This is a genomic window from Streptomyces sp. FXJ1.172, from assembly GCF_001636945.3.
Lineage (GTDB): Bacteria > Actinomycetota > Actinomycetes > Streptomycetales > Streptomycetaceae > Streptomyces.
This window is the reverse complement of sequence record NZ_CP119133.2, coordinates 7,486,707-7,511,907: the sequence shown is the minus strand read 5'-3', so window position 1 is coordinate 7,511,907 and position 25,201 is coordinate 7,486,707. Positions and strand designations below refer to the sequence as shown.

Genomic DNA, 25,201 nt, shown 5'->3' with positions numbered 1-25,201 from the left:
CTCAGTGCGTTCGTGCTTACTGGTTGCCGCAGGAGGCCGGCACGGCGGGCGTGTCCAGCCAGGGCAGATCGTGTCCCATCCGGTCCCGCTTGGTGCGCAGGTACCGCAGGTTGTGCTCGCCGGCCTGGACCGGCATCGGCTCGCGGCCGGTGACCTTCAGGCCGTGGCGCAGCAGCGCGTCTGTCTTGTCGGGGTTGTTGGTCATGAGCCGGACGCTGCGCACGCCGAGGTCGGTGAGGATCCGCGCGCCGGCGCCGTAGTCGCGTGCGTCGGCGGGCAGGCCGAGTTCGAGGTTGGCGTCGAGGGTGTCGCGGCCCTGCTCCTGCAGCTCGTAGGCCCTGAGCTTGGACAGCAGGCCGATGCCGCGTCCCTCGTGTCCGCGCAGGTAGACCACCACGCCCCGGCCCTCCTTCTGGATGCGCTCCAGGGCGGCGTCCAGCTGGGGGCCGCAGTCGCAGCGCAGGGAGCCGAAGACGTCGCCGGTGAGGCATTCGGAGTGGACGCGGACCAGGACGTCCTCGCCGTCGCCGATCTCGCCGTGCACGAGGGCGACGTGCTCGACGCCGTCGACGGTGGACCGGTAGCCGTAGGCGGTGAACGTGCCGTGGACGGTGGGCAGTCGGGTCTCGGCCTCGCGGCGGACGGTGGGCTCGCTGCTGCGGCGGTAGGCGATCAGGTCCTCGATGGAGATGATCGTCAGGCCGTGCTTGCGGGCGAACGGGATCAGCTCGGGCAGCCGCAGCATCCGGCCGTCCTCCCCGGCGATCTCCACGATGGCGCCGGCCGGGCGCAGGCCCGCGAGCCGGGCGAGGTCGACGGCGGCCTCGGTGTGGCCGTTGCGCACGAGGACACCGCCGGGCTTGGCGCGCAGCGGGAAGACGTGGCCGGGACGGACGAAGTCCGCGGGCTCCGCCGTGCCGCCCGCGAGGAGCTGGAGCGTGGTCGCGCGGTCGGCGGCCGAGATGCCGGTGCTCACCCCGTGCGCGGCGGAGGCGTCCACGGAGACGGTGAACGCGGTCTTCATCGACTCGGTGTTGTCCTCGACCATCTGCGGCAGCCGCAGCCGGTCCAGTTCCTCACCCTCCATGGGGGCGCAGATGAGCCCGCGGCACTCGCTCATCATGAAGGCGACGATCTCGGGGGTGGCCTTCTCGGCGGCGATGACGAGGTCGCCCTCGTTCTCCCGGTCCTCGTCGTCCACGACCACGACCGGGCGGCCGGCGGCGATGTCGGCGATAGCCTGTTCGACGGGGTCGAGCAGGAAGTCCTCGATGGGGTCGGTGTCATAGAGCAGAGTTGCCGGGGTCATGCCGGTGCTCCTTCCAGGACGGGCTGCGGATGCCTGCGGGAACGCAGCCACCAGTCGCGCATGCCCCACAGGACGAGCGCGCCGTAGATGACGTAGACGAAACCGGAGAAGGCGTAGCCGTTGGTGAAGTTGAGGGGGACGCCGACGAGGTCGACCAGGAGCCAGGCGATCCAGAACTCGACCATGCCCTTGGCCTGGGCGTACATGGCGACGACGGTGCCGACGAAGATGTAGGCGTCGGGCCAGGGGTCCCAGGACAGGCTGGGGTGGGCCTGGAAGAACAGGGCGACGGCGACCGTGCCGGCGGCGGCCGCGGCGAGCATGGCCGCGCGCTCGCGCCAGGTGGCGAAGCGGGGGACGATGTGGCCGTCGCCGGCCCGGTCCCTGGTGCGCTGCCACTGCCACCAGCCGTAGAGGGCCACGGCCATGACGACGGCCTGCTTGCCGGCGCTGCCGGTCAGGTGGCCGTAGAAGGCGGCGAACAGGACGAGGCCGGAGAGGAACTGCACGGGCCAGGTCCACAGGGAGCGGCGCCAGCCGAGGGCGAGGGTGATCAGGCCGAGGATGTTGCCGACCATGTCCGACCAGATGATGTGCTGGCCGAAGAGGGTGAACGCCTCGGAGTTGAGCCAGTTCACTTGCCGGCTCCCTGGGCGCGGTCGCCGAGGAGCCGCTCGACGTACTTGGCGACGACGTCCACCTCGAGGTTGACCGGGTCGCCGGGCTGCTTGTGGCCGAGCGTGGTGAGGTCGAGGGTGGTCGGGATGAGACTGACCGTGAAGAAGTCCGGGCCGGCCTCGACGACGGTGAGGCTGATGCCGTCGACGGTGATGGAGCCCTTCTCGACCACGTAGCGGGCGAGGTCCGCGGGGAGCGAGATCTTCACGATCTCCCAGTTGTCGGAGGGCTTGCGCTCCAGCACCTCGCCGGTGCCGTCGACGTGGCCCTGCACGATGTGGCCGCCGAGGCGGGCACCGACGGCCATGGGGCGTTCGAGGTTGACGCGGGAGCCGACGGCGAGCGCGCCGAGGCTGGAGCGGTTCAGGGTCTCGGCCATGACGTCGGCCGTGAACTCGTCGCCCTCGTGCTCCACGACGGTGAGACAGACCCCGTTCACGGCGATGGAGTCGCCGTGCTGCGCGCCCTCGGTCACGACGGGGCCGCGGAGCCTGAAGCGGGAGGCGTCGCCGAGGTTCTCGACGGCGGTGACCTCACCCAGCTCTTCGACGATTCCGGTGAACACTTCCCGGGTCCTCCTGCCTCATTCGGGCACGGACTCCGGGGCCTGTCGATGACGACAGAATGTACGAGTGAGCAACACCGTGAACGCTGACGCCGACAAGGACCCGTCCGGGTGCGGACGCGTCCAGATACGACGGCGCGCACGGATGTGTGCCCGCTCGCCGCGCACTGCCTCCCATCCGGACTTTAACCGTCGGTCCAGGAATTTCACCTGGTCAACCGGCCGCTGGAAGCGACCGGGTCGCGGACTGTAACCGCCGGTTCGGACTTTCACCGACCCCGGAGTGCGCTGCTTCTGGTACACGGCCAGTGTGCCACGCCGAAGCATCATCCAGACAGGCGAGCGGTGTGGGCTCCCTCACAGCACGTGTCGCCGGGCTTGCGCGGCGCAGTCACGTGCGGCAACTGCCCTACGCGAGTGACGGGTTGACGGCGGTCCGGACCATTGACCGTACTGGTCTAGTCCTTTTAGGGTGCGCACGGGTCCGGCGGCGGTGACGACGGCCCTTGCCCGTCGCCGGGCCGCCAGGTCACGCCGCCCCGGCGCAGGGCGTGTTCTCGCAGGCCGACAGCATGACCACGATCCCGGTGCCGTTCGGCCACTGCATGCCGAAGCTGACCGTGCCGGACCAGCCGGTGGAGGTGACCGAAGTCGTCGGCCGGCTGGCCGAGTTGGCGCTCGCCGCGCCGGCCGGGCGGGTGGCCGCCGCCGGGCGGTGGCCCGGGTGCCGCCGCCCGGCAGGACGTGCCGCGTCGTCCGCGCGGGCGGCCGTCTTGCACCGGAACAGGCGGTGGGGAAGGTGACGTTCGAGGAGTACCCGGGGCGGCGGTTCGGCGGCTGAGGAGAAAGCCGAGGAGACAAGGGTCAGCTCGGGCCCGGCGGAGCGAACAGCTCGTCCTGGGCGCGGTCACGGGCTGTCAGGAGTGCCCCGCGCAGCACCGCCGTGCCGCCGAGGGCGCTCGCCCGGACCTGCGTGCGCAGCGGCGACATCCGGCGCAGCCGCTCCTCCACCAGCCCCGCGAGCACCGCCCCGCCGGCCTGCCCGGCCTCCCCGCCGAGCACCACACAGCCGGGATCGAGGACGGCCACGACGGAGGCGGCCCCCACGGCGATCCGATCGGCGAGCGCGTGCAGAAAGCGACCGGCGGGGTGCTCCCCGGACACGGCCGGGGCCGGATCACCGTCGGCGGTGATCGGGGCGGATTCCGTCGTGGCCGCCCGTATCACCGACGCCGCACCCGGTCCGTCCATCGTGGCCGGTACCGCAAGGCCGCAGGCCGCTGCCAGGGTGCCGATCGCCGCCGCGCCCGCCAGGGAGTGGAAGCCGCCGTCGCAGTCCGTCGCCGAGGGCAGGGAGCCGGTGCCCGGGACCGGCAGGAAGCCGATCTCGCCGGTGCCGCCCGAGGCGCCGCGGCGCAGGGTGCCGTCGAGGACGACCGCCGCGCCGACACCGTGGCCGAGCCAGAGCAGGACGAAGGTGTCCCGGTCCCGGGCGGCACCCTCGCGCTGTTCGGCCAGGGCGGCGAGGTTGGTCTCGTTCTCCACGGTGACGCGGGCCCCGGGCAGTCGTTCCTGCAGGGCGGCGGCCAGGCTGCGGTGCCAGGCGGGCAGCCCGCCGGAGTCCCGCAGGTCGCCGGTGGCGGGGTCGACGAGGCCCGGGGCGCCGATGCCGACGGTGTGCAGCCGGTCGGCCCCCGCCTCCTTGGCGGTGCGTTCCACCGCGGCCACCGCCTGTTCCACGGCGGGCCCGGTCCCGGTGCCCGCGCCGATCGGCACGGACGCCTCGGCGAGGACCCGCCCGAGCAGGTCGGAGACGAGCACGAAGACACCCTCGGTGCGCACGTCCAGCGCGGCCAGATGGGCGCGGTCGGCGACGATGCCGTACAACCGGGCGTTCGGGCCGCGGCGCTGCTCGCCGGACTCGCCGACCACCGTGATCAGCCCGGCGGTGGTGAGCCGCTCGACGAGGTCGGCGACCGTCGGCCGGGACAGCCCCGTCAGCTGCTTCAACTGCCCTGCCGTCAGCGGGCCTTCCTGCTGGAGCAGGCGCAGGGCGAGGCGGTCGTTGATGGCCCGGGCGGTGCTGGGTGATGCGGGCATGACGGGAATCCTCCCAGATCGGCCGCCCTCCCGGAGCGACGCGCCCTCGAGCGACGCGCCCTCGGAGCAACGCACCCCGGAGCAACTCACCTGCGGGCAGCGGCCGTAAAACCGTCTATCTATCAGGCAGGGTCCCTGATAGTTTACGCCGCGTGCCGCGAGGGTGACCTGTGGGGAGGGAATGGAACATGGGTGACATGGGGTACGCGCCCGGCGAGGTGAGGCGCGCCCGGTATGCCGTGGCGGCCGTGTTCGCCGTGCACGGCGCGGTGACCGGCTCCTTCGCCACCCGGGTGCCGTGGATCCAGGACCATGCCTCGCTCGGCGCGGGCCAGTTGGGCTTCGCCCTGGCGTTCACGGCGTTCGGCGCCTCGTGCGCGATGCCGCTCGCGGGCCGGATCAGCCACCGCTTCGGCAGCCGTACGGCGCTGCGCGGACTGCTCGCGCTGTGGACGCTCGCACTGGTTCCGCCGTCGCTGGCGCCGAACCTGTACACCCTGTGCCTGGCGATGTTCGCCTACGGCGCGAGTTCGGGCATGGCCGACGTCGCGATGAACGCGCTCGGCGTCGAGGTCGAGCGGCTGCTCGGCAAGTCGGTCATGTCGGGGCTGCACGGCATGTGGAGCGCGGGCGCGCTGACCGGCTCCGCGGCCGGCACGCTCGCCGCGCACCTGGGCGCGGGCGGCCGCCTGCACTTCGTGCTCGCCTCGGCCGTGCTCACCGTGCTCGGACTGGTGGCGTGTTCCTGGGTGCTGGACGTCCAGCCCGCCGCCGACGAGGAGCCGCCGCCGCGGTTCGCGCTGCCGCCGCGCTCGGCGCTGCTGATCGGGACGGTCGGCTTCTGCGCGGTGTTCGCCGAGGGCGCGAGCCTGGACTGGTCGGCGGTGTTCCTGCGGGACCGGCTGGACAGCTCGGCCGCGGTGGCGGCGGCCTGTACGACGGGGTTCATGCTGACGATGGCCGTGGCCCGGATCGCCGGTGACGCGATCGTGAACCGGTTCGGCACGGTCCGCACCGTGCGGGCCGGCGGAGTGCTGGCCGCGCTGGGCGGGCTGCTGATCGTCCTCGCCGGGGACCCCGTGGTGGCCATGGCCGGGTTCGGGCTGATGGGGCTCGGGATCGCGGTGGTCGTGCCGCTGTGCTTCGCCGCGGCCGGGCACGCGGGGCCGAACCCCAGCCAGGCCATAGCGGGCGTCGCGACGATCACCTACACCTCGGGGCTGGTCGCGCCGAGCCTGATCGGCGGGGTGGCCCAGGCGACCAGCCTGGTGGTGTCCTTCTGCGTGGTGACGGCACTGGCCTGCGGGCTCGCGGTGTTCGCGGGCGTGCTGCGCGGCGCCGAGCGCGACGGGCGGGCAAGGATCGCCGCGCAGTCCGCCGCCGTCCCCGACCCGCACCCCTGAGAGACGTCAGCCGGCCGGGCAGCACCCCGGTGCCCTGGGCGCAGGTCTGCGTCCCGTCCGTCGAAGCTGAACCAGCTATGTGAACTCGGTTCACGATTAGGACCGTGTGAGCGTAGAGCCGCTCGTCACCCGTGACAATGGTGCGGACCGTCTTCACGTACGTAAGAAAGCGAAACCGCACCATGGACCTCGGCGTGCGCTGGAAACTGCACGGTGACGGGCGTACGCCCGCGCCCGGAGCGGTGGTACGCCCCGACGAACGGCTCACCTGGCCCCGCACGGTGGGCCTGGGCGCCCAGCATGTGGTCGCGATGTTCGGGGCGTCCTTCGTCGCACCCGTACTCATGGGTCTCGACCCGAACCTGGCGATCATGATGTCGGGCGTGGCGACCGTGATCTTCCTGCTCGCCACCCGCGGCCGGGTGCCGAGCTATCTCGGCTGCTCCCTGTCGTTCGTGGGTGTGGCGGCCGTCATCCGCGCGCAGGGCGGTACGAGCGCCACCGTGACCGGGGCGGTGCTCGTCGTCGGCGCCGTGCTGTTCCTGGTGGGACTCGCGGTGCAGCGCTTCGGCGCGCGGATCATCCACGCGGCCATGCCGCCGATCGTCACCGGCGCCGTCGTCATGCTGATCGGCTTCAACCTGGCCCCGGTGACCGCCTCCACCTACTGGCCGCAGGACCAGTGGACGGCCCTGCTGGTCATGCTCTTCACCGGCCTGGCGATCGTCTGTCTGCGCGGTTTCTGGTCGCGCATCGCGATCTTCCTGGGACTTGTCTTCGGGTACGGCATCTCCTGGGTCTTCGACCGGATCTTCGGCAAGATCCACTCGACCGACGGCAGCGGCAGGATCACCGACCACTGGCGCCTCGGCCTGTCCGGCGTCGGCAAGGCCCACTGGATCGGGCTGCCGCACTTCCACGGACCGGCCTTCCAGTGGTCGGCGATCCTGGTCGCGCTGCCGGTCGTCATCGCGCTCGTCGCGGAGAACGCGGGCCACGTCAAGGCGGTCGGCGAGATGACCGGCGACCCGCTGGACGACAAGCTCGGCACGGCGATCTCGGCGGACGGCGTCGCCTCCATGCTGTCCACGGCCGTCGGCGGCCCGCCGAACACCACGTACTCGGAGAACATCGGCGTGATGGCCGCCACCCGCGTCTACTCCACCGCCGCCTACTGGGCCGCCGCCGGCTTCGCCCTGCTCTTCGGGATCTGCCCGAAGTTCGGCGCGGTCGTGGCAGCGATCCCGGGCGGTGTGCTCGGCGGCATCACCGTCATCCTCTACGGCATGATCGGCCTGCTCGGCGCCCAGATCTGGCTCAACGCCGAGGTGGACCTGCGCAACCCGCTGAACCTGGTGCCGGCCGCCGCGGGCATCATCATCGGCGTCGGCAACGTGAGCATGAAGTTCACCAGCACCTTCTCGCTCAGCGGCATCGCCCTCGGCACCCTGGTCGTCATCACCGGCTACCACGCGCTGCGCGCCTTCGCCCCGGCCCACCTGAAGAAGCAGGAGCCGCTGCTGGACGAGGGCACCTCCAGCTACGACGCCGGCGAGCCGCGCGCCAAGTCGTAGGCGTAGGACGGGCTGAACGTCCCGGCCGCCCCCCGGCATCCGTCGGACTCCCCCGGCAGCTTCACCCAGAGGTAGGTGGCGATCGCGGTCACCGCCGAGGCCAGCGCCAACCATCGCCGTGCGCCGCACGGCACGCCTGCGCGCGGCCCGGCGCTCCGCGAGGCGCCGGACCCGTGAGCCTGACACCGTGCCGTTCCCCCCTCCGCACAGGGACACGTCCCCCGGGCCCGCACCCCCAGGCCCCGTCCGGCGTTCCCCCGTTCCGGCGAAGCGCCGGGCCGGTCGGCACGCCGGCCGGTCCGGGGCTGGGACCCTTCCCCCATGGCGCAGCTGGAACACTTCACCACTCCCGTCGACGCGGTGGTCCTTCGGATGCGCGCCCTCGACGCGGCCCTGCCCGAGCGCGACGGGGTCGCCGTGTTCAACCGCGTCTACCTCACCGTCACCGAGGAGATCGACCGGCGCCTGGACGCCGGGGAGTTCCCGGACCCGCGGGCGGCGACCGCGCTGGACGTGCGGTTCGCGGAGCGCTACCTGGCGGCGGTCGACGCGGCCGCGGCGGACCGCCGGCCGCCCGCCTGCTGGCGGCCGCTGTTCCAGCTGCGCGGCCATCCCGGGGTACGGCCGCTGCAGTTCGCGCTGGCGGGCATCAACGCCCACATCGGGCACGACCTGGCGCTCGCCGTGGTGGACGCCTGCCGTACGCTCGGCTGCGAACCGGCCGATCTGGAGGACGAGTTCGACCGCGTGGGCGATCTCCTCGTATCGCTGGAGGAGCGCATCCGCGAGGATCTGATGCCGGGCCCCGATCTGCTCCAGATCGCCGATCCGCTCACCCATCTGCTGGGCTCCTGGAGCCTGGAGCGGGCCCGGGACGCGACCTGGGCGGCGGCACGGGCGCTGTGGGCGCTGCGCCACTGCGGCGAGGTCGCCGAGGAGTTCACCGAACGGCTGGACGCGGCCGTGGGTTTCGCGGGCCGGATGCTGCTCACTCCGCTCGCAAACTGAGCACGAAGCCGCCTGGCCGGATCCGGACCCCGCGCCGGGCATCCCGGAACAGCGGTGTCGTCGCCGCGCGTTGACCCCGGGCACCCCATCGCGAAGGAGCGGACATGGCAACGCGGCTCGGTCTCGGTCTTCCCCAGATGCGGCAGTACTCCATCGGCAAGGACGTGCCCGATGTGGCCCGTGCCGCCGAGCGGATCGGATACGAGAGCCTGTGGGTCTTCGAGCGGGCCCTGTTCCCCGAACCCGCCACCCAGGGGCTGTACAACATGGCGGGCCTGCCCTGGCCGGACCAGTACCGCAGTGTGGCGGACCCGCTGGTCGCCCTCACCCTGGCCGCGGCCGCCACCGAGCGCGCGGAGCTGGGCTCCAGCGTCCTGGTGGCCCCGCTGCACGTGCCGTTCCAGCTCGCCAAGGCGCTCGCCTCGCTGGACGTGGCGAGCGGCGGGCGGGTGATCGCGGGCCTGGGCACCGGCTGGTCCCTGGACGAGTACGCGGCCTCGGCGGTCCGGCCCTTCGAGGAGCGCGGCAAGGTGCTGGACGAGATCATCGAGGTCTGCCAGGCGGTGTGGGGACCGGATCCGGTCCGCTACGACGGCGCCCTGACGAAGATCGCCTCCGCCGTGGTCGGGCCCAAGCCGGTGCGGCCGATCCCGCTCATGCTGGCCGCGGGCAACAGGCGGGCCTTCAGGCGGCTGGTCGACCACGCCGACGGCTGGCTGCCGGCGGGCTTCAGCGCCGAGCAGGTCGCCGGCCAGTGGCGGCAGCTGCGGGAGCTGGCCGAGGAGCGGGGCCGTACGCGGCCGATCCGGACGGTGCTGCGCGTGAACGCCACGCGCGAGGCGAAACCGTACGAGGGTGCCGACCGCAGGCCCTTCCAGGGCAGTGCCGACCAGATCGTGGCGGATCTCGTGGAGCACGCGGCGCTCGGCATGGACGAGATCCTGATCGACCTGCAGGGCACCGCGCGGGACGCGCAGGAGCTGAAGGACGTCGCCGCCGAGGTGTTTGAGAAGGCGCGGGCGGCCGGAGTCTGAGGCCGGCCGCCCACGCCTTGGTCCTTGCTGCCGGTGAGCCCGGTCAGTCCTCGGGAAGCTCCACCGGGGCGATCTCGTCGTAGACGTCGCCCGGGCCGGGGTTCGTCGCGTCGGTCGCGCCGCCGAAGTGGTGCATGACGCCCCAGACCGCGTTCAGCGCGGTCTGGATCGCGCCCTCGGCCCAGCCGGCCGTCCACGAGATGTCGTCGCCGGCGAGGAAGATGCCCCGCTTGTCCTCGGGCAGCCGGTCCTGCATGAAGTGCGTGAACAGGCGCCGCTGGTAGCGGTAGTGGCCGGGCAGGTTGGCCTTGAACGCGCCCATGAAGTAGGGCTCGTTCTCCCAGGAGACGGTCACCGGGTTGCCGATGATGTGCTTCCTGATGTCGACCTTCGGGTAGATCTCGCCGAGCGACTTCAGCATGACCTCCATCCGCTCGTTCGCGGACAGCGGCAGCCACTTCAGGCTGTCGTCGCACCAGGTGTACGACAGACAGATCACGGCCGGCTTGTCCGGGCCGTCGTCCAGCAGGTAGGTGCCACGGGTCATGCGGTCGGTGAGCGTCATCGACATGACGTCCCGGCCCGTCTCCTCGTCCTTGTCCAGCCAGAACGGCCGGTCGACGGGCACGAAGAGCTTGCTCGACTCCATGTAGTGGGTGCGCTCGATCGCGGTCCAGTGGTCGATCGGGAAGAGCGAGTCGTCGCAGGCGATCTTGGACAGCAGCATCCAGGACTGGGCGGTGAAGATGGCCGCCTGGTAGGTGCGGATGTCGCCGCCTGCGTCGGTCACGGTGATCTGGTTGCCCGCGGTGCGGTGCAGCCGGGTCACGGCCGGGCGCGGCTCGCCGTCGGCGTGCAGGGACTTCAGCGAGGTCCCGTACGGCCAGTGGACGATCTTCTCCGGCTCGCGCTCCCACAGGCGCAGCGGCAGCTGCTGGGAGCCGCCGACGATGCCGCGGTGGTGGTCGTCGGCCTCGGTGTAGACGACGCGCAGGATCTCCAGGATGGAGTTCGGGAAGTCGGTGTCCCAGCCGCCGGTGCCGAAGCCGACCTGGCCGAAGATCTCGCGGTGCCGGAAGGACTTGAAGGCCTCGGAGTCGCAGAGGAAGCCGTAGAAGGTCTGGTTGTCGAGCTTCTCGACGAGCTTCGCCCAGATCTCGCGGATGCGCGGCACGTCCCGCTCGCGCATGGCGCGGTTCATGTCGGAGAAGTCGGCGCCCTCGTCGAGGCACTTGTTCCAGGCGTCGGCGACGTCCCGGTAGACCTGGGGCAGGTCGTCGATGGTCTCGGCGTAGTGCGACTCGCCCTTGAGGTCCACGACGGTGGAGGGCGTCGCCTCGGCCAGCGGGTTGGGGAAGGGCCTGGTCTCCAGGCCGACCAGGTCGATGTAGTGCTGCAGGGCGGTGGACGACGGCGGGAAGCGCATCGCGCCCAGCTCGCAGCCCAGCGACTCGTCGCAGCCCTCGAAGCCGACGGTGCGCAGCCGGCCACCGATCTGGTCGGCCTCGTACACGACGGGCTTGAGACCCATCTTCATCAGCTCGTACGCGGCCACGATGCCGGACAGACCGCCGCCGATGACCGCGACCTCGGTGCCGTGCTCGGTCGCGGGTATCTGGCCGAGGCCCGCCGGGTGGGCGAGGAAGTCGTCGTAGGCGTAGGGGAAGTCCGGGCCGAACATGGTGATCGGCGGCTGCTGCTCGTCGGTGTGCTCGACGGCGTTGGGCACCGTGGACGTCATGGGGTACGGACTCCTTGCGCGAAAGAACTCGGGGGAAGCTCGGGGGAGGCTCGGGGGAAGCTCGGGGGAAGCTCGGAGGGTGTCAGGCCAGGGACCCGTACAGACCGGGGCGGCGGTCCTGCAGGTACGGGTTGGCCTCGCGGGACGCGGCCAGGAAGGCGGGGTCGGCGTCGGCGAACACCAGCTCCTCGCCGCGGCCGGCGCGGGTGCGGGCGATGCCGTCGGGGCCGGCGAGCACGGAGAGTCCGACGAACTCGAACTCCCCTTCCTGGCCGGCCCGGTTGACGTACGCGACGTACATCTGGTTCTCCCAGGCCCGGACCGGCACGAGGGACTCGGCGACGAACTGGAAGGGGTGCATCTGCGCCGTCGGGACGACGAGGAGGTCGGTGCCGGCCAGGGCGTGGGCGCGCACGTTCTCCGGGAACTCGACGTCGTAGCAGATCATCAGGCCGACGGTGAGGCCGTTCAGCTCGGCCTGGACGACCGGCTGCTCGCCCGGCGTGAAGTGGTCGCGTTCGAAGCAGCCGAAGAGGTGGGTCTTGCGGTAGTTCGCGAGCCGGGCGCCGTCGGCGGAGATCAGCTGGGCGGAGTTGTACACGGTCTGGCCGTCGCGCTCCGGGTAGCCGTAGGCGATCGCCAGGCCGTGCCGGTGGGCCAGCTCGGCGATCGCGTCCGCGCTGTCGCCGTCGGCGGGCTCGGCGAGGCGGGCGATGTCGTCGCCGATCGCGTACCCGGTCAGGAACATCTCCGGTACGGCGAGCAGCGCGGCACCCGCGGCGGCGGCCCGGCCCGCGGCGGCGTCGAGGACCTTGAGGTTCTCGGCGGTCGAGCCGGGGCGGCCTGAGCTCTGGAGCAGGGCGGTGCGCATGCGTGATCCTCACCGAACGGGGGGTTGGGGGGCCACAAAGAAGGTACGGTCGGCGCGCTCGGCCGGACAAGAAGGAGCCGTTGCGCGCCGGTGCGCGGTTTGTTGCGTGCGGCGGGGGCAGGGCGGCGATTCGTTGCGCGCCCGCAAGGGAGGGTCCCCGGTCCTCCGCGGGTGCGGGGTACGGACGGGGACCGGGTGACGCCTGGGTCGTGAGTGGCGGCCGGGGGCCGTACCGCTTTCCGGCTACTTCCCGGTGCCGACCGGGTCGACGGTGATGGCGGAGCCGGTGCCGTCCGAGACGGGGACGTTGATGGTGACCGGCAGGGCGTGCGAGTGCGTCTCGTTCGGCGGCGTGACGATCAGGCTGGTGAAGGTCTCACCGGTGCCGCCGGAGGTGTTCGGGGGGTAGTGCAGCGTGAACCGGGTCTCCTCGCCCGGCTTGATCCTCACCGGCACGGGGGCGACCGTGCTGCGCTTGGCGCTGATGGTGCCGTCCTTGCTCTTGAGGTCGGCGCCGGGGAAGCCCTTGAGGGTGCAGGTGGCGGAGCCGGCGTTCTTCAGGTTCACGATCAGCTCGCCCTCGGCCATGGCGCCGGAGGTGCTGAACACGAGGTGGGAGGTCCGGCACGCGCCCGCGCCGCCACCCACGGCCGTGCCACCGCCGCCCGAGCCGGACTGGCCGGTGCCGGTGCCCTTGCCGGAGGTCGCGCCGCTGCCACCGGTGCTCTGGGAGCCGGAGTCCTGGGAGGCAGCGCTCTGGCCGGGGGTGGGGGAGCCGCTCTTGCCGGACGAGCCGTTGCCGCTGCCCGAACAGGCGGTGAGCGACAGACCGGCGACGGCGGCGATGGCGAGCAGCGAGAGCTTCTGGACGCGCATGGTTCCCCTTCAGGGCGTTGCCGCTCACTGATCGGCGCGAGCGGCGCGGGTGACGTGCCGCCCAGGGAGACCGTCCGGGGCGCCTGCGCCGTTCCGCTCGGCACACCCCTAGTACGTGCCTGTTACAAGAGCTTCCGGACCTGCTCAGATCTCCCGCAACCGCTCCACGATCTCCCGCAGCAGCTCCGGATCGGCGGCCGGTCCGCCCGCCGGGGAGCGGCGGGGCGCGTCGATGCGGATCAGGCCCGCCTCGGCCAGGTCGCCGAGCAGGACGCGCAGCACGGTCAGCGGCAGGTCGGCGTCGGCGGCCAGCTCGGCCACGGGGCGCCGGCCGCGCCGGATCAGGTCGAGCAGTGCGGCACGGGCGTGGTCGATGTCGGGGCCCGGCGCGTCTATCTCCACCGCGCCGACCTGGGACATCAGGTCGATGGCGTGCGCGCCGGAGGGCCGGGTGCGGCCCCGGGTCACCGTGTAGGGGCGCACCATCGACCCGGTCTCGTCCTCGTACCAGTGCTCGTCGCTCACGGTGGGATCAGGGGGCCGTACGGGCGGCCGCGTCCAGGTGGCGGCCGAGGCGGCGGACGAGCAGGGCCATCTCGTGGGCGAGCTGGCCGACGTCGGTGTGGGCCTCGCTGAGGACGGCGAGCCGGCTGCCGTGGCCGGCCGGGGTGATGAAGAGGTAGGCGTCGTCGAGCATCACCATGGTCTGGCGGACCTCGCCCGCGCCGAACCGCTCCCCCGCCGAGCGGGCGAGGCCGTGGAAGCCGGAGCAGACGGCGGCCAGATGCTCGATGTCCGGCCGGCGCATGCCGTCGGAGCTGCTGATCGGCAGGCCGTCGGCGGTGAGCAGCACGGCCTGGCGGACCTCGCCGGTGCGGGCCACGAGGTCGTCGAGCAGCCAGCCGAGATCCGTACCAGGCGCTCCCGCGGGCGGGACAGGGGTCTCGGGGGTCTGATCGTCACCGTGCATCGTCGGTGTCCGTCCCTTCGTGGGCGTGGGTGGTCACGGCGTCGGTGCCGGTGTCGGTGTCGGTGTCGGTGTCGGTGTCGGCGGCCTCATGGTCCGCGGGGCCGGAGCCGGGTGCCTGGCCGGGTGCGGGTACGTGGGGGCTGGTCGCGTCCCCGGGGAGCCGCGGTGCCGTCGGCCTCGGGGCACCGGTGCCGGAGGGCGTCACGTCGTCCGTCGCCGGCAGGCCCCGGCGGCCGCGGTCGAGGCCGCGCTGGAAGGCGCCGAAGATCGCCCGCATCTCGTCGGCATCGACCTCACGCCCGGGCGGCGCCGACCGCGGCGGCGGATCGTCCCGCAGCTCCCGGGCGAGGGAGGCCTGCCGGGTACGGGTGGGGAGCACGGGAGCGGGGGCCGGGACGGGGGCGGGGCGTTCTGCCCCGGGCACCGCCGGCGGCTCGTCGGGCACCTCCGGCGCGACGGACTCCACGGGCACCACCGGCCTGGCGGCGGGTTCCGTGGCGGACGGCTTCCGTGGCGGCAGCGCCCTGTCGGCAGCGGGCCGGGCACCTGTCCGTTTCCGGGTCGGCAGCTCCCGTACGACCGCGGTCGTTCCGGCGGGCCTCAGCTCGGCGGGCGTACCCGCCTGCCGCAGCCCGGCACCGGAACCCGCACCCACGCCCGCACCCGTCGGCTCCCCTTCCGCCGGCTCCCTCTCCGCCACCTCCGCCAGCACCGCCGAAGGCAGTCGCACCACCGCCGTCGTCCCCCCGTACGGCGAGTCCCGCAGGGTGATCTCGATGCCGTGGCGGGCGGCGAGGCGGCCGACGACGTAGAGGCCCAGCCGGTCGTGGCGGGTGGGGTCGAAGGCGTCGGGGTCCGTGAGGGTGGCGTGGGCCTGGGCACGAGCGTCGGTGTCGAGGCCGAGGCCCCGGTCGTCGATCTCCAGGACGAACCCGCTGCCCACACGCCCGGTGCGCAGGGTGACCCGGGTGTGCGGCGGCGAGAACACCGTGGCGTTCTCCAGGAGTTCGGCGACGAGATGGACCACGTCGGCGACCGCGTCCGCGGCCACTCCCACCTCGGGCATCGGCGGCACCACCACGCGCGCGTAGTCCTCGATCTCACCCACCGCCGAGGCGACGACGTCGGCGAGCGGCACCGGCCGGCGCCAGCGGCGGCCGGGCGTGGCGCCGGAGAGGATGATCAGGCTCTCGGCGTGCCGCCTCATACGGGTGGTGAGGTGGTCGATGCCGAACAGCTCGCGCAGCACGTCCGGGTCGTCGGTGCGCCGCTCCAGCGTGTCGACGAGCTTCAGCTGGCGGTGCACCAGGGCCTGGTTGCGGCGCGCGATGGTGAGCAGCACCGCGAACTGCCCCCGTCGCAGCCCGGCTTGCTGGACCGCGGCCTCGACGGCGGCGTGCCGCGCGGTGTTGAAGGACCGGCCGACCTGCCCGATCTCGTCGTCGCCGACCTCGTCGGCGGCCAGCGGAGGTGCCTCGGTGAGCGCGTCCACCTCCTCACCGGCGCTCAGCCTGCGCATGACGTCCGGCAGTTGGTCCCTGGTGAGGACGTCGGCCGCGTCCCTGAGCGTCTCCAGGCGCCGCGAGATGCGCCGGGCGCCGCGCACCGCGAACCACAGCGACACCCCGGCGGCGGCCAGCCCGACCGCGCCGACGACGGCCGCCTTGGCCAGTTCCCGGTAGGCGAAGGCGCGCCCGCGCGCGGCGGAGTTCTCGGCGGAGCTGGTGCACAGCTCGCGGTAGCGGACGACGGCCCGGTCGACGGTCGAGCGCCAGGTGCCGGCCCGGACGGCCTTCCCGGCGCCGGACGCGCCGGCCCGCAGCAGCGCGTCCTCGCCACGTACCAGCGAGCCGTACAGGTCACCGCGCTGGAACTGGTCGAACAGACCGCGCGAGTCGGCGGGCAGGTCCGGTACGTACGTCCGCTGGAAGACGCGCCGGTCCTCGATGGTCGTGGTCAGTGCGCCGTACTGCCGGCCGCTCAGGGTGCCGGCCGCCCGCGCCCCGGCGACCAGCGCGTCCTCCCGTGACACGTACTCGCGGACCCGCACCAGCTCGATGACGACCTGGGCCTCGCGGGCGAGCTGTCCGGCCTGCAGGGAGGTGAGCGTGGACTGCACGTCGAAGCCGGGCTCCACCAGCGCGCTGTACTCGTCGACCGCCCGGTCCCAGGTGATGTCCCGGGACAGCACGCGCTCGCGCAGCCCCTCCAGCCGGCCGGTGGCCGCGGCCATGGCGTCCACGGCGTGCCGCTGCCGGGCCGTCAGCCGGCTCCGGTCGCCGCCCTGCACCGCCCGCTTCATGGCCTCGACGGCCTGGTCGGTACGGCGCTGCTGCTCGAGCAGTTGGCCGGCGGCGGCCGTGTCGAGGCGGGCGCCCAGGTAGGCGGCGGACAACCGGCGCTCGATCTGGATCTGACCGATCGCGGTGTCCACGGGGGTGCCGAAGTCCTCGTACACCCCCTGGACCCGGACCAGTGCGCGCAGTTCGCCGGTGACGGACCACATGGCGAAGCTCCACAGCGCCATCAGCGCGACGGCCGGGGCGAGCGCGAGCGCCACGATCCGCGCGCGGACGGTGGTGGGGCGGCGGATGGGCCAGCGCATGGAGTACCTGCCGGTGTTACCAGTCAGTAGAGAGCGCGGCACAACCTACGGGATCAATCTCCGCGCCGCAATGGTGACCTGCGGTAACCCCAGGTCACCTCGAAGGCGGCGCGAAGGTCGTGACGACCGCCGCGTGGTCGGAGGGCCAGTCGTTGCCGGCCACGTCCGGCCAGGGGCGCGGGGTGCCGGTGACGAGGGTGCGCGCCTGAAGCACGGTCAGGCCGCGGTGCAGGACGTAGTCGATCCGGTCCTGCGGTTCGAGCCGGCCGCTGCCGTCCTCGTGCACGGGGTGGATCGGCGACCAGGTGTGCCCGGGCGCGGCGGCGGGGTCCGGGTGGGCCTCGCGGTAGGAGTCGGCGAAGCCCGCGTCCTCGGCGGCTTTGGTCACCGGCCACGCGACGGCCGGCCAGTCCAGGTGGGAGGGGCAGTTGAAGTCGCCGACGAGGACCACCGGGACGCCGTGGGCCGAGGAGTCGTCGATCCGCTCCAGCGCGTCCCGCATCTGTGCGAGCCGGACCTCCTCGTGGGCGATCAGCTCGGCCGCCGGCAGCCCGTCGAAGACGGACTCGTAGGGCCCGTACGGCGTGTAGTGCAGGTGCGCGGTCCACACGTCGACCTCGCGGCCGGGCGCCACGGCGATCCGGACGCCCGCGGCGCCGTAGAAGCCGACGTCCGGGTCGCCGAAGCGGGCGGTGATCGGGTGGCGGCTGATGACGCCGAGGTTCTCGCCGGCCCGGTGGTGGTGCCAGCCGAGGGCCTCGGCCAGCTCCTCGGCTGCCGTGCCGCCCGTCTCCTGGAGGCCGACGACGTCGGCGCCGCTCTCCAGGATGACCTTGAGCTGCTTGGCCCGGTGGTCGTCGACGGGGCTGCCGCCGAGCCACAGGTTCCAGCTCATGACCCGCAGTTCGGGCGTGGCCATCGCGCGCAGCTCCTCGACCGTGACCCCGGCCAGGCTCTCCCGTACGCTCCGGCCGGGTGCCGCGCCGATCGGGGCGAGGGACGGCACGGCGAGTACGGCACAGCCGGCGGCCTCGGCGGAGGCCACCCCGGTCTCGGTGTCCTCGACGGCCACACAGCCGGCCGGGTCAACGCCGAGGGCCCGGCAGGCGGCGAGGTACGGGTCGGGGGCCGGCTTGGTGCGGGCGGTGTCGTCGGCGGTGACGGAGGCCGCGAACCGCCCGGCGCCCAGGGCGTCGAGGACGACGTCGGCGACCGCCCGCGGGGACGCGGTGACCAGCGCGGTCGGGACGCCGGCGGCGGCCAGCGCGGCCAGCAGGTCCAGGGCGCCGGGGCGGGGCACGATGCCGGTGCGGACGCGGTCGGCGAACTCGCGGTGCAGGTCGGCGGCGAGGTCCGGGGCGGACCGGCCGGTGGCCGCGCCGAGCCAGGCGGCGGTGTGCTCGACCGGGCGGCCGAGCACGTCCGGCTGGTCGGCCTCGGTCAGCGGGCGTCCGGCTACCTGCTCGACCGCCTCCCACCACAGCCGCTCGGTGTCGACGAGCGTGCCGTCCATGTCGAACAGGACGGCCTGCAGCGGGAGTCGGGGGGTGTGGGGGGTCACGTTCGGGTCAGTCCTCACTTCTGGATGCGTTCGGCCACCAGCACCGGCCGCTCGGGCAGCGACACGGCGACGGCGGCTCCGGCGCCGAGCCCGGTGGCCTCGTGCGCGGGCAGGTCGGCCTTGGCCTCGGTGCCGTCTGCGAGCCGTACGGCGACCCGGACGACCGCGCCGAGGAAGGCGGTGGCGACGACGCGGGCGGTGCCCTGCTCGTCGGCAAGGATTCGTACGGCCTCCGGCCGCACCAGCACGTCCACCGGTCCGTCCGGCACCGCGGCGTCGGCGGGCAGCCGCTGCCCGAGCACCTGGACCGTGCCGTCGGTCAGCTCGCCCGGGATCCGGCTCATCGTGCCGACGAACTCGGCGACGAAGGCGGTGGCGGGCCGGCCGTACAACTCGGCGGGTTCGGCGCACTGTTCGAGGCGTCCGGCGCGCATGACGGCGACCCGGTCGGCAACCGACAGGGCCTCCTCCTGATCATGCGTCACGAACAGGGTGGTGATGCCGAGTTCCTGCTGGAGCCGGCGGATCTCCTCGCGCAGGGTCAGGCGGACCTTGGCGTCGAGCGCGGAGAGCGGTTCGTCGAGGAGCAGCACCCGCGGGCGCAGCGCGAGGGCGCGGGCCAGCGCGATGCGCTGCTGCTGGCCGCCCGAGAGCTGGTGCGGATAGCGCTCACCCTTGTCGCCGAGGCCGACCAGCTCCAGCAACTCGGCTGCTCGGGCCCGGCGTTCGGCCGTACGGACGCCGCGCATGCGCAGCCCGAAGGCGACGTTGTCGACGGCGCTCAGATGCGGGAAGAGGCTGTACGACTGGAAGACCATCCCGGCGTCGCGGCGGTGGGCCGGGACGTGGGTGACGTCCTCGCCGTCCACCAGCACGGCGCCGGAGTCGGGGTGTTCGAAGCCGGCGAGCATGCGCAGCGCGGTGGTCTTGCCGCAGCCGGAGGGGCCGAGCAGGGCCAGGAACTCCCCGGGGCGGACGGTGAGGTCGAGTCCGTCGAGCGCGACGGTGGCCCCGAACTCCCGCCGCAGTGAGCGGAATTCGACGGTCGCCGCCTTTTCGGCAGTGGCCTTCTCGAGCGTGGTGGCGGTCATGGTGTGTGTCATCCCCGGGAGTTGGCGGTTCGGGTGCGTCCGCCGCCGGCACCGGCGAGCGCGAGGAGCAGGGCCCAGGTGACGAGCAGGCTGAGCACGGAGACGGCGACGGACATCTGGGCCTGCGAGCCGCCGACGTTGTAGATCCACACGGCGAAGGGCTGGTAGCCGAGCAGCTGGGCGACGGTGAACTCGCCGAGCACCAGCGCCAGGGTGAGGAAGGACGCGTTGAGCAGCGCCCCGCGCAGGTTCGGCAGCACGGCCCGGACCAGCGCCTGCGGCCAGGAGGCACCGCAGCTGCGGGCGGCCTCGACCAGGGTGCGTACGTCGATGGCGCGCAGGCCCGCGTCCAGCGCCCGGTACACGAACGGCAGCGCCATCACGACGTAGGCGAGGACCAGCACGAGGGGGAAACTCGGGTTCTGGATCGCGACGAACGTCTCGAACAGCGGGGTCCGGGAGAGATGGTCCGGGCCCCACTTGAGCACGGTGACGATCCCGGCGACGAACGCGATCGGCGGCACCACCAGCGGCAGCGAGCAGACCACCTCGACCACCGGCCGCAGCCGGGGCGCGCCGAGCCGGAGCGCGACCATGGCGGGCACCATCAGCAGCAGCACGGCCGCGATGGTCGCCAGGGCCAGCTCCAGCGAGAGCAGCAGGCTGGAGACGAAGCCGTCGGCGGACAGGATCTTGGTGTAGGCGTCGAAGGAGACGCCCTGGCCGGGCACGTCGACGGTGAAGATCACGGACGCGCCGAGCGGCACCAGGAAGTACAGGGCGGCGAGGCCGAGGACGGCCCAGCGCCAGGGGGTCAGGCGTCGAGCCATCGGGCGCTCCGGCGTTGCAGGGGCAGGTACACGGCCATCACCAGGCCGGCCACCAGGACCATGTCGAGGCTGAGGGCGAGCGCGATGTTCTCCTGGCCGACGAGCACGTTGCCGGACAGGGCGTCGGCGATCTGCAGGGTGACCAGGGGGACCGCGCTGCCGACCATGGCGGCGGCGGTGGCGTAGGCGGCGAAGGCGCTGCCGAAGAGCAGCACGAGGCCGCCGAGCAGCGAGGGCGCGAGGACGGGCAGGGCGACATGGCGCCAGTACTGCACGCCGGTGGCGCCGTTGTTCAGCGCGGCCTCCCGCCACTGGGTGCGCAGGCCGTCCAGCGCGGGGGTGATGGTGAGGACCATCAGCGGGATGAGGAAGTACAGGTAGACGAGGACCAGGCCCCAGAAGCTGTAGAGGTTCCAGCCGCTGTCCTTCAGGCCGAGGTGGACGGTCAGGACGCCGGCGTTGCCGAGGGTGGCGACGAAGGCGAAGGCCAGCGGGACGCCGCCGAAGTTGGCGAGCACGCCGGAGGCGGTCAGCACGGCCTCGCGCAGCCAGCGGGAGCGGGAGCCGACCACGGCCTGGGCGAGCGGCAGCCCGAGCAGCGCGCCGAGCGCGGCGGCGATCGCGGACAGCTTGACGCTGCCGAGCAGGGCGGTGAGGTACGGGCCCTGGAGCGAGCCGGTCAGGTTCCGCGTGCCGTAGTGGCCCTCGACCGTGAAGGCGCCGTCGAGGATGGCGAAGGCGGGCAGGCCGAAGGCGACGGCGGCGAACACCAGCAGCGGTACGACGGCCAGCCAGCCGGGGGCGCGGCGCCGCCGCTTCGCCGAAGCGACGGGCGCCACGTCCGCGCGCGTGAGGGTGGCGGTCATCCGGAGACGGCCTTGCCCCAGCCCTGCGCGATGACCGTCTTGGCCTTGCTCTGCTGGGCCTCGGCCGGGAAGGAGGGCGTACCGGTGACCTGGGGCAGCCTGGCCGCGGCCGTCTTGTCCAGCGTCCCGGCCTTGTCCAGGGCGGCCATCAGGGCCGGACGGGCGTAGCCCTTGAGCCACAGGTTCTGGCCCTCGGCGCTGTAGAGGTACTCCTGCCACAGGCGGGCGGCCGCCGGGTGCGGGGCGTCCTTGTTGATGGCCTGGGAGTAGTACTGGGCGTACTGGCCGTCGGTGGGGATGTTCACCTTCCAGTCCAGGCCCTTGGACTTGAACTCGTCGGCGTACCCGGCGTTCAGGTAGTCCCAGTCGATGGAGATCGGCGTCTCGCCCTTCTCGACGGTGGCCGGGGTGGACTCGACGGGCGTGTAGTTGCCGCTCTTCTTCAGCTTGGCGAAGAAGTCCAGGCCGGGCTGGATGTCGTCGAAGGAGCCGCCGCTGGCGAGCGCGGCCGCGTAGACGCCGCCGAAGGCCGAGCCGGACTTGGTCGGGTTGCCGTTGAGCGCGACCTGGCCCTTGTACTCGGGCTTGAGCAGGTCCTTGAAGCTGGTGGGGCAGTCCTTGACGCGCTTGTCGTCGCAGCCGATGGAGATGTAGCCGCCGTAGTCGTTGTACCAGCGGGCCTGCGGGTCCTTCTGGGCCTCGGGGATGTCCCCGTACGAGGCCACCTTGTACGGCGCGAGCAGCCCCTGCTGGGCGGCGCTCAGCGCGAAGGAGCTACCCAGGTCGAGGACGTCGGGGGCGCGGTCCTGGCCCTTCCTGGAGGTGACGGCGTTGATCTCGTCCTGGCTGGTGCCGTCGGGGCTCTCGTCGTCGATCTTGATGCCGTACTTCTTCTGGAAGCCGTCGATGATCGCGCCGTAGTCGGCCCAGTCGCGGGGCACCGCGATGATGTGCAGCGTGCCCTCCTTCTTGGCCGCCTTGACCAGGGCGTCCATGCCGCCGAAGGCGGCCGCGGAGGTGGCGGTGGCGGCGCTCTTGCCGTCCTTGGTGGTGGTCGACGCGTTGTCGGGGGCGGCGCCGCAGGCGCTGAGGGCGAACGCGGCGACGACGGCGGTGCAGCCGCCGATCACGGCGTTTCTCGGCAAGGACACGTTCACGGTCTCTCCAGGGGGACACATGAGAAGCGAGGGGAGAACTTGTCTGAACAAGTTGGCCTCAGTACGCCCGGCCCCGGTGTCCTGTTCATGAACGGCGCCGAAACAGCGCCCGCTGTTTCCCTGCACACTTCCGACTGACACGGATCACCAAGGTGTGTCGATTAGGCTGGTCACGCTGTGCACAGTGACCCGAGCAGAGGGGAAGCATGACGGCGCGACACGAGGAGATCGCCGACGAGCTGCGGCGAGCCATCGACCGCGAGGAGTACACGGTCGGCAGCCGGCTGCCCTCGGAGTCGGAACTGGCCGCGCACTACGGCGTCTCACGCGGCACGGTCCGCCAGGCCGTCGCGGCTCTGACCTCCGAGGGCCTGATCGGCTCCCGCCAGGGCGCCCGGCGCGTGGTGCTCGCCAGCCGCCGCAGCCAGAGCTTCGAGGAACTGCGCAGCTTCGCCCAGTGGGCCCGCGCGATGGGCCGCGAGGCCACCGGCCACGTGGTGGCACAGGAGTACCGCCCGGCGACCCACGAGGACGCCATACGTCTCCAACTCCCCATCGGCACACGGGTGTTGCAGGTGCTCCGGGTACGCGGCCTGGACGGCGAACCGGTACTGCTGGAGCGCACGGTGTACGCCGACTGGATCTCCCCCGCGGTGGAGTCGATCGAACCGGACTGCCCCTCCGTCACCCAGCGGCTGTACGACGACACGGGGCTGGTCTTCGCCTACGGCGAGCACGTCATCGACGCGGTGGCGGCAGGCGCGCAGGACGCGGAGCTGCTGGGGGTGCGGCGCACAAGTCCGCTCCTTCGGGTCCGGCGTGTGACGACGACCCGCGAGGGGCGGCCGGTGGAGTGGTCGGACGACCGGTACCGCTCGGACGCGGTGAGCTTCAGTGTGCACAATTCAATCGGCAACAATGCGCTGGCGCGCACGACACCGGGATAGAACTCGGGGGGCTTTGCCGTTGGGGTCCCCTACCCCGGCGCCCCGGAAGAAAAGCGCCGCAGCAGCGGCGACAGCACCAGCACGGACTTGGTCCGCTCCACGAACGGCTCCCCGGCGATCCGCTCCAGGACCCGTTCGAAGTGACGCATGTCGGAGGCGAAGACCTGGGCGATCGCGTCCGCGTCGCCGGTGACGGTCGACGCGGCCACGACCTCCTGGTAGCGCTCCAGGCCCCGCTGAATGGTCTCCGGCGAGGTGTTGCGCCGGCAGTGGATCTCGATGAACCCCTCGGTCTCCCAGCCGAGCGCCGCCGGATCCACCCGGACGGTGAATCCGGTGATGGCTCCGGTGGCGCGCAGCCGGTCCACGCGCCGCTTCACGGCGGGCGCGGACAGTCCGACCAGTTGCCCGATGTCCGCGTAGGAGCGGCGGGCGTCCTCGGCGAGGGCGTGCACGATGCGTTCGTCGAGATCGTTCAGCACAGCGGGTGGTTCACTTCTTCGGTCCGGTCACTTCTCTGCCGTCACCGCGAGGTCCTCACCGGTCGCGAGACGGGAACGGCGATAGCCGTACACGAAGTAGAACACGAGCCCGAGGGCCATCCAGACACCGAACACGATCCAGGTGACCTCGGACAGGCTGCCCATCATCCAGATGCAGAAGAGGAAGCCCAGCGCGGGCAGTACCGGCGACAGCGGCACGCGGAAGGTGCGGTGCATGGCCGGGCGCGTGCGGCGCAGCACGACCACCGCGACATTGACCAGCGCGAAGGCGAACAGCGTGCCGATGCTGGTGGCGTCCGCCAGCTGGCCCAGCGGGATGGCGGCGGCGAGGACACCGCAGAACACGGACACGATGACCGTGTTGGCGCGCGGCGCGCCGGTCTTCGGGTGCACCCTGGCGAAGATCCCCGGCACGAGGCCGTCGCGGGACATCGCGAACAGGATGCGGGTCTGGCCGTAGAGCACGGTCAGCACGACGCTGGCGATGGCGATGACCGCGCAGAACGCGAGCAGCGTGCCCCAGAAGCTCTGCCCGGTGACGTCGGTCATGATCTGCGCGAGCGCGGCCTCGGAGTCCTTGAACTTCTTCCAGGGCCAGGCGCCCACGGCGACGGCCGCGACGAGGACGTACAGCGCGGTCACGATGACCAGGGACAGCATGATCGCGCGCGGCAGGTCACGCTGGGCGTTCTTCGCCTCCTCACCGGCGGTGGAGGCGGCGTCGAAGCCGATGTACGAGAAGAACAGCGTGGCGCCGGCCGCGCTGACGCCCGCCATGCCGAGCGGCATGAAGTTCGAGTAGTTGCCGGACTTGAAGCCCATGAAGCCGATGGCGCAGAAGAGGATCAGGGCGGCGATCTTCACCGACACCATGACGGTGTTGGCCCGCGCGGACTCCTTGGCGCCGCCGAGCAGGAACACCATCGCGAGGAGGACGACGATCAGGGCGGGCAGGTTGAAGATGCCGCCCTGGCCGGGCGGGGCCGACAGGGCGTCCGGGATGGTGACGCCCACGGTGCCGTCCAGCAGCTCGTTCAGGTACTGGCCCCAGCCGACGGCCACCGCGGCCACCGAGACGCCGTACTCCAGGAGCAGACACCAGCCGCAGACCCAGGCGATCAGCTCGCCCATCGTTGCGTATGCGTACGAGTACGAGGAGCCGGCGACCGGGATGGTGCCCGCCAGCTCGGCGTAGGACAGGGCCGAGAACAGCGCGGTGAGACCGGCGATCACAAAGGAGAGGGTGACGGCCGGACCCGCCTTGGGGACGGCCTCGCCGAGGACGACGAAGATGCCGGTGCCGAGGGTGGCGCCAATGCTGATCATGGTCAGCTGCCACAGCCCGAGGGATCGCCGCAGCGAACCTCCCTCACCCTGGCCGCCCTCCGCGACCAGGCGTTCCACGGGCTTGCGCCGCATGAGGCGCGCTGCGACACCCGGGGACGCGGGGGTGGTCGCTGTGCGGTCGTGCGGGGGTGCACCTTGGTCGAGCACGCGCTGGCTCCTTATCGC

Annotated in this window: 22 protein-coding genes, 1 pseudogene and 1 riboswitch; of the genes and pseudogenes, 6 read left to right on the top strand and 17 right to left on the bottom strand. The window is 72.4% G+C overall.

Annotation, left to right across the window (positions count from 1 at the left end; all coding sequences use genetic code 11):
• Positions 1-16 precede the first annotated feature (16 nt).
• The 3 genes from A6P39_RS33845 to A6P39_RS33835 are packed head-to-tail and all read right to left on the bottom strand — an operon-like array spanning position 17 to position 2,552.
• Positions 17-1,309, bottom strand: coding sequence for a bifunctional 3,4-dihydroxy-2-butanone-4-phosphate synthase/GTP cyclohydrolase II (locus tag A6P39_RS33845; RefSeq protein WP_067046414.1), 1,293 nt, complete (start codon positions 1,307-1,309; stop codon positions 17-19).
• Positions 1,306-1,947, bottom strand: coding sequence for a nicotinamide mononucleotide transporter family protein (locus tag A6P39_RS33840; RefSeq protein ID WP_067046412.1), 642 nt, complete (start codon positions 1,945-1,947; stop codon positions 1,306-1,308). Before A6P39_RS33840 ends, A6P39_RS33845 begins: the two co-directional genes overlap by 4 nt.
• Complete coding sequence (locus tag A6P39_RS33835) at positions 1,944-2,552, bottom strand: riboflavin synthase (protein ID WP_067046410.1); 609 nt, start codon at positions 2,550-2,552, stop codon at positions 1,944-1,946. Before A6P39_RS33835 ends, A6P39_RS33840 begins: the two co-directional genes overlap by 4 nt.
• 160 nt (positions 2,553-2,712) lie before the next feature.
• Positions 2,713-2,843, bottom strand: a riboswitch (FMN riboswitch).
• A 329-nt stretch (positions 2,844-3,172) separates the two neighbouring features.
• Between A6P39_RS33835 and A6P39_RS33830 the strand changes: the two are divergent.
• A pseudogene (locus A6P39_RS33830) lies at positions 3,173-3,393 on the top strand (nucleoside-diphosphate sugar epimerase); the annotation flags it as partial.
• 23 nt (positions 3,394-3,416) lie between these two features.
• Here the strand turns inward: A6P39_RS33830 and A6P39_RS33825 are convergent.
• Positions 3,417-4,652 (bottom strand): ROK family transcriptional regulator, encoded by a 1,236-nt coding sequence (locus tag A6P39_RS33825; RefSeq protein ID WP_067046406.1) that lies wholly within the window; start codon positions 4,650-4,652, stop codon positions 3,417-3,419.
• A 188-nt stretch (positions 4,653-4,840) separates the two neighbouring features.
• On the opposite strand from A6P39_RS33825, the gene A6P39_RS33820 reads away from it, so the two are divergent.
• The 4 genes from A6P39_RS33820 (at position 4,841) to A6P39_RS33805 (ending at position 9,671) form a co-directional block, all read left to right on the top strand.
• Positions 4,841-6,055, top strand: a complete 1,215-nt coding sequence (locus tag A6P39_RS33820; protein ID WP_067046404.1) for an MFS transporter — start codon at positions 4,841-4,843, stop codon at positions 6,053-6,055.
• A gap of 182 nt (positions 6,056-6,237) precedes the next feature.
• On the top strand, positions 6,238-7,629 hold the full coding sequence (locus A6P39_RS33815) for a uracil-xanthine permease family protein (RefSeq protein WP_067046529.1): 1,392 nt from the start codon (positions 6,238-6,240) through the stop codon (positions 7,627-7,629).
• 321 nt (positions 7,630-7,950) lie between these two features.
• Positions 7,951-8,637: a DUF5995 family protein gene (locus A6P39_RS33810; RefSeq protein ID WP_067046402.1), complete on the top strand. Its 687-nt coding sequence runs from the start codon at positions 7,951-7,953 to the stop codon at positions 8,635-8,637.
• Between the two features lie 104 nt (positions 8,638-8,741).
• Positions 8,742-9,671: a TIGR03619 family F420-dependent LLM class oxidoreductase gene (locus A6P39_RS33805; RefSeq protein ID WP_067046400.1), complete on the top strand. Its 930-nt coding sequence runs from the start codon at positions 8,742-8,744 to the stop codon at positions 9,669-9,671.
• Positions 9,672-9,714: 43 nt separating this feature from the next.
• Here the strand turns inward: A6P39_RS33805 and A6P39_RS33800 are convergent, their stop codons facing one another.
• The 11 genes from A6P39_RS33800 to A6P39_RS33750 all read right to left on the bottom strand — a co-directional run bounded on the left by A6P39_RS33800 (position 9,715) and on the right by A6P39_RS33750 (position 22,239).
• Positions 9,715-11,412, bottom strand: coding sequence for a flavin monoamine oxidase family protein (locus A6P39_RS33800; RefSeq protein ID WP_067046398.1), 1,698 nt, complete (start codon positions 11,410-11,412; stop codon positions 9,715-9,717).
• Positions 11,413-11,494: 82 nt separating this feature from the next.
• Positions 11,495-12,283, bottom strand: coding sequence for a carbon-nitrogen hydrolase family protein (locus A6P39_RS33795; protein ID WP_067046397.1), 789 nt, complete (start codon positions 12,281-12,283; stop codon positions 11,495-11,497).
• Positions 12,284-12,526: 243 nt separating this feature from the next.
• Positions 12,527-13,159: a DUF4232 domain-containing protein gene (locus tag A6P39_RS33790; protein ID WP_067046394.1), complete on the bottom strand. Its 633-nt coding sequence runs from the start codon at positions 13,157-13,159 to the stop codon at positions 12,527-12,529.
• Between the two features lie 144 nt (positions 13,160-13,303).
• A complete protein-coding gene (locus tag A6P39_RS33785; RefSeq protein WP_234378931.1) occupies positions 13,304-13,684 on the bottom strand; it encodes a DUF742 domain-containing protein in 381 nt (126 codons plus the stop codon).
• A gap of 7 nt (positions 13,685-13,691) precedes the next feature.
• Complete coding sequence (locus A6P39_RS33780; RefSeq protein WP_067046392.1) at positions 13,692-14,129, bottom strand: roadblock/LC7 domain-containing protein; 438 nt, start codon at positions 14,127-14,129, stop codon at positions 13,692-13,694.
• The gene (locus A6P39_RS33775; protein ID WP_079133418.1) at positions 14,119-16,734 is read right to left on the bottom strand and encodes a sensor histidine kinase; all 2,616 of its coding nucleotides are present in this window, start codon (positions 16,732-16,734) and stop codon (positions 14,119-14,121) included. Before A6P39_RS33775 ends, A6P39_RS33780 begins: the two co-directional genes overlap by 11 nt.
• A gap of 94 nt (positions 16,735-16,828) precedes the next feature.
• Complete coding sequence (locus A6P39_RS33770; protein WP_067046390.1) at positions 16,829-18,295, bottom strand: HAD-IA family hydrolase; 1,467 nt, start codon at positions 18,293-18,295, stop codon at positions 16,829-16,831.
• A 14-nt stretch (positions 18,296-18,309) separates the two neighbouring features.
• Entirely contained in the window at positions 18,310-19,386 is a 1,077-nt protein-coding gene (locus A6P39_RS33765) for an ABC transporter ATP-binding protein (protein WP_067046389.1), read from the bottom strand.
• A gap of 8 nt (positions 19,387-19,394) precedes the next feature.
• Positions 19,395-20,216 carry an ABC transporter permease gene (locus tag A6P39_RS33760; RefSeq protein WP_067046387.1) on the bottom strand — a complete coding sequence of 274 codons (822 nt, stop codon included), beginning with the start codon at positions 20,214-20,216 and terminating at the stop codon, positions 19,395-19,397.
• Entirely contained in the window at positions 20,201-21,082 is an 882-nt protein-coding gene (locus A6P39_RS33755) for an ABC transporter permease (RefSeq protein ID WP_067046384.1), read from the bottom strand. Before A6P39_RS33755 ends, A6P39_RS33760 begins: the two co-directional genes overlap by 16 nt.
• The gene (locus tag A6P39_RS33750) at positions 21,079-22,239 is read right to left on the bottom strand and encodes an ABC transporter substrate-binding protein (protein WP_067046383.1); all 1,161 of its coding nucleotides are present in this window, start codon (positions 22,237-22,239) and stop codon (positions 21,079-21,081) included. The genes A6P39_RS33755 and A6P39_RS33750 overlap by 4 nt, the downstream gene beginning before the upstream one ends.
• Positions 22,240-22,445: 206 nt before the next feature.
• Here A6P39_RS33750 and A6P39_RS33745 point away from each other — a divergent pair, with 206 nt between their 5' ends.
• On the top strand, positions 22,446-23,186 hold the full coding sequence (locus tag A6P39_RS33745) for a GntR family transcriptional regulator (RefSeq protein WP_067046381.1): 741 nt from the start codon (positions 22,446-22,448) through the stop codon (positions 23,184-23,186).
• A gap of 29 nt (positions 23,187-23,215) precedes the next feature.
• Here A6P39_RS33745 and A6P39_RS33740 read toward each other — a convergent pair whose 3' ends face one another.
• Both A6P39_RS33740 and A6P39_RS33735 read right to left on the bottom strand, forming a co-directional pair.
• Positions 23,216-23,668, bottom strand: coding sequence for an Lrp/AsnC family transcriptional regulator (locus A6P39_RS33740; RefSeq protein ID WP_067046378.1), 453 nt, complete (start codon positions 23,666-23,668; stop codon positions 23,216-23,218).
• Between the two features lie 27 nt (positions 23,669-23,695).
• Positions 23,696-25,183 carry an amino acid permease gene (locus A6P39_RS33735; RefSeq protein WP_067046376.1) on the bottom strand — a complete coding sequence of 496 codons (1,488 nt, stop codon included), beginning with the start codon at positions 25,181-25,183 and terminating at the stop codon, positions 23,696-23,698.
• Positions 25,184-25,201 lie beyond the last annotated feature (18 nt).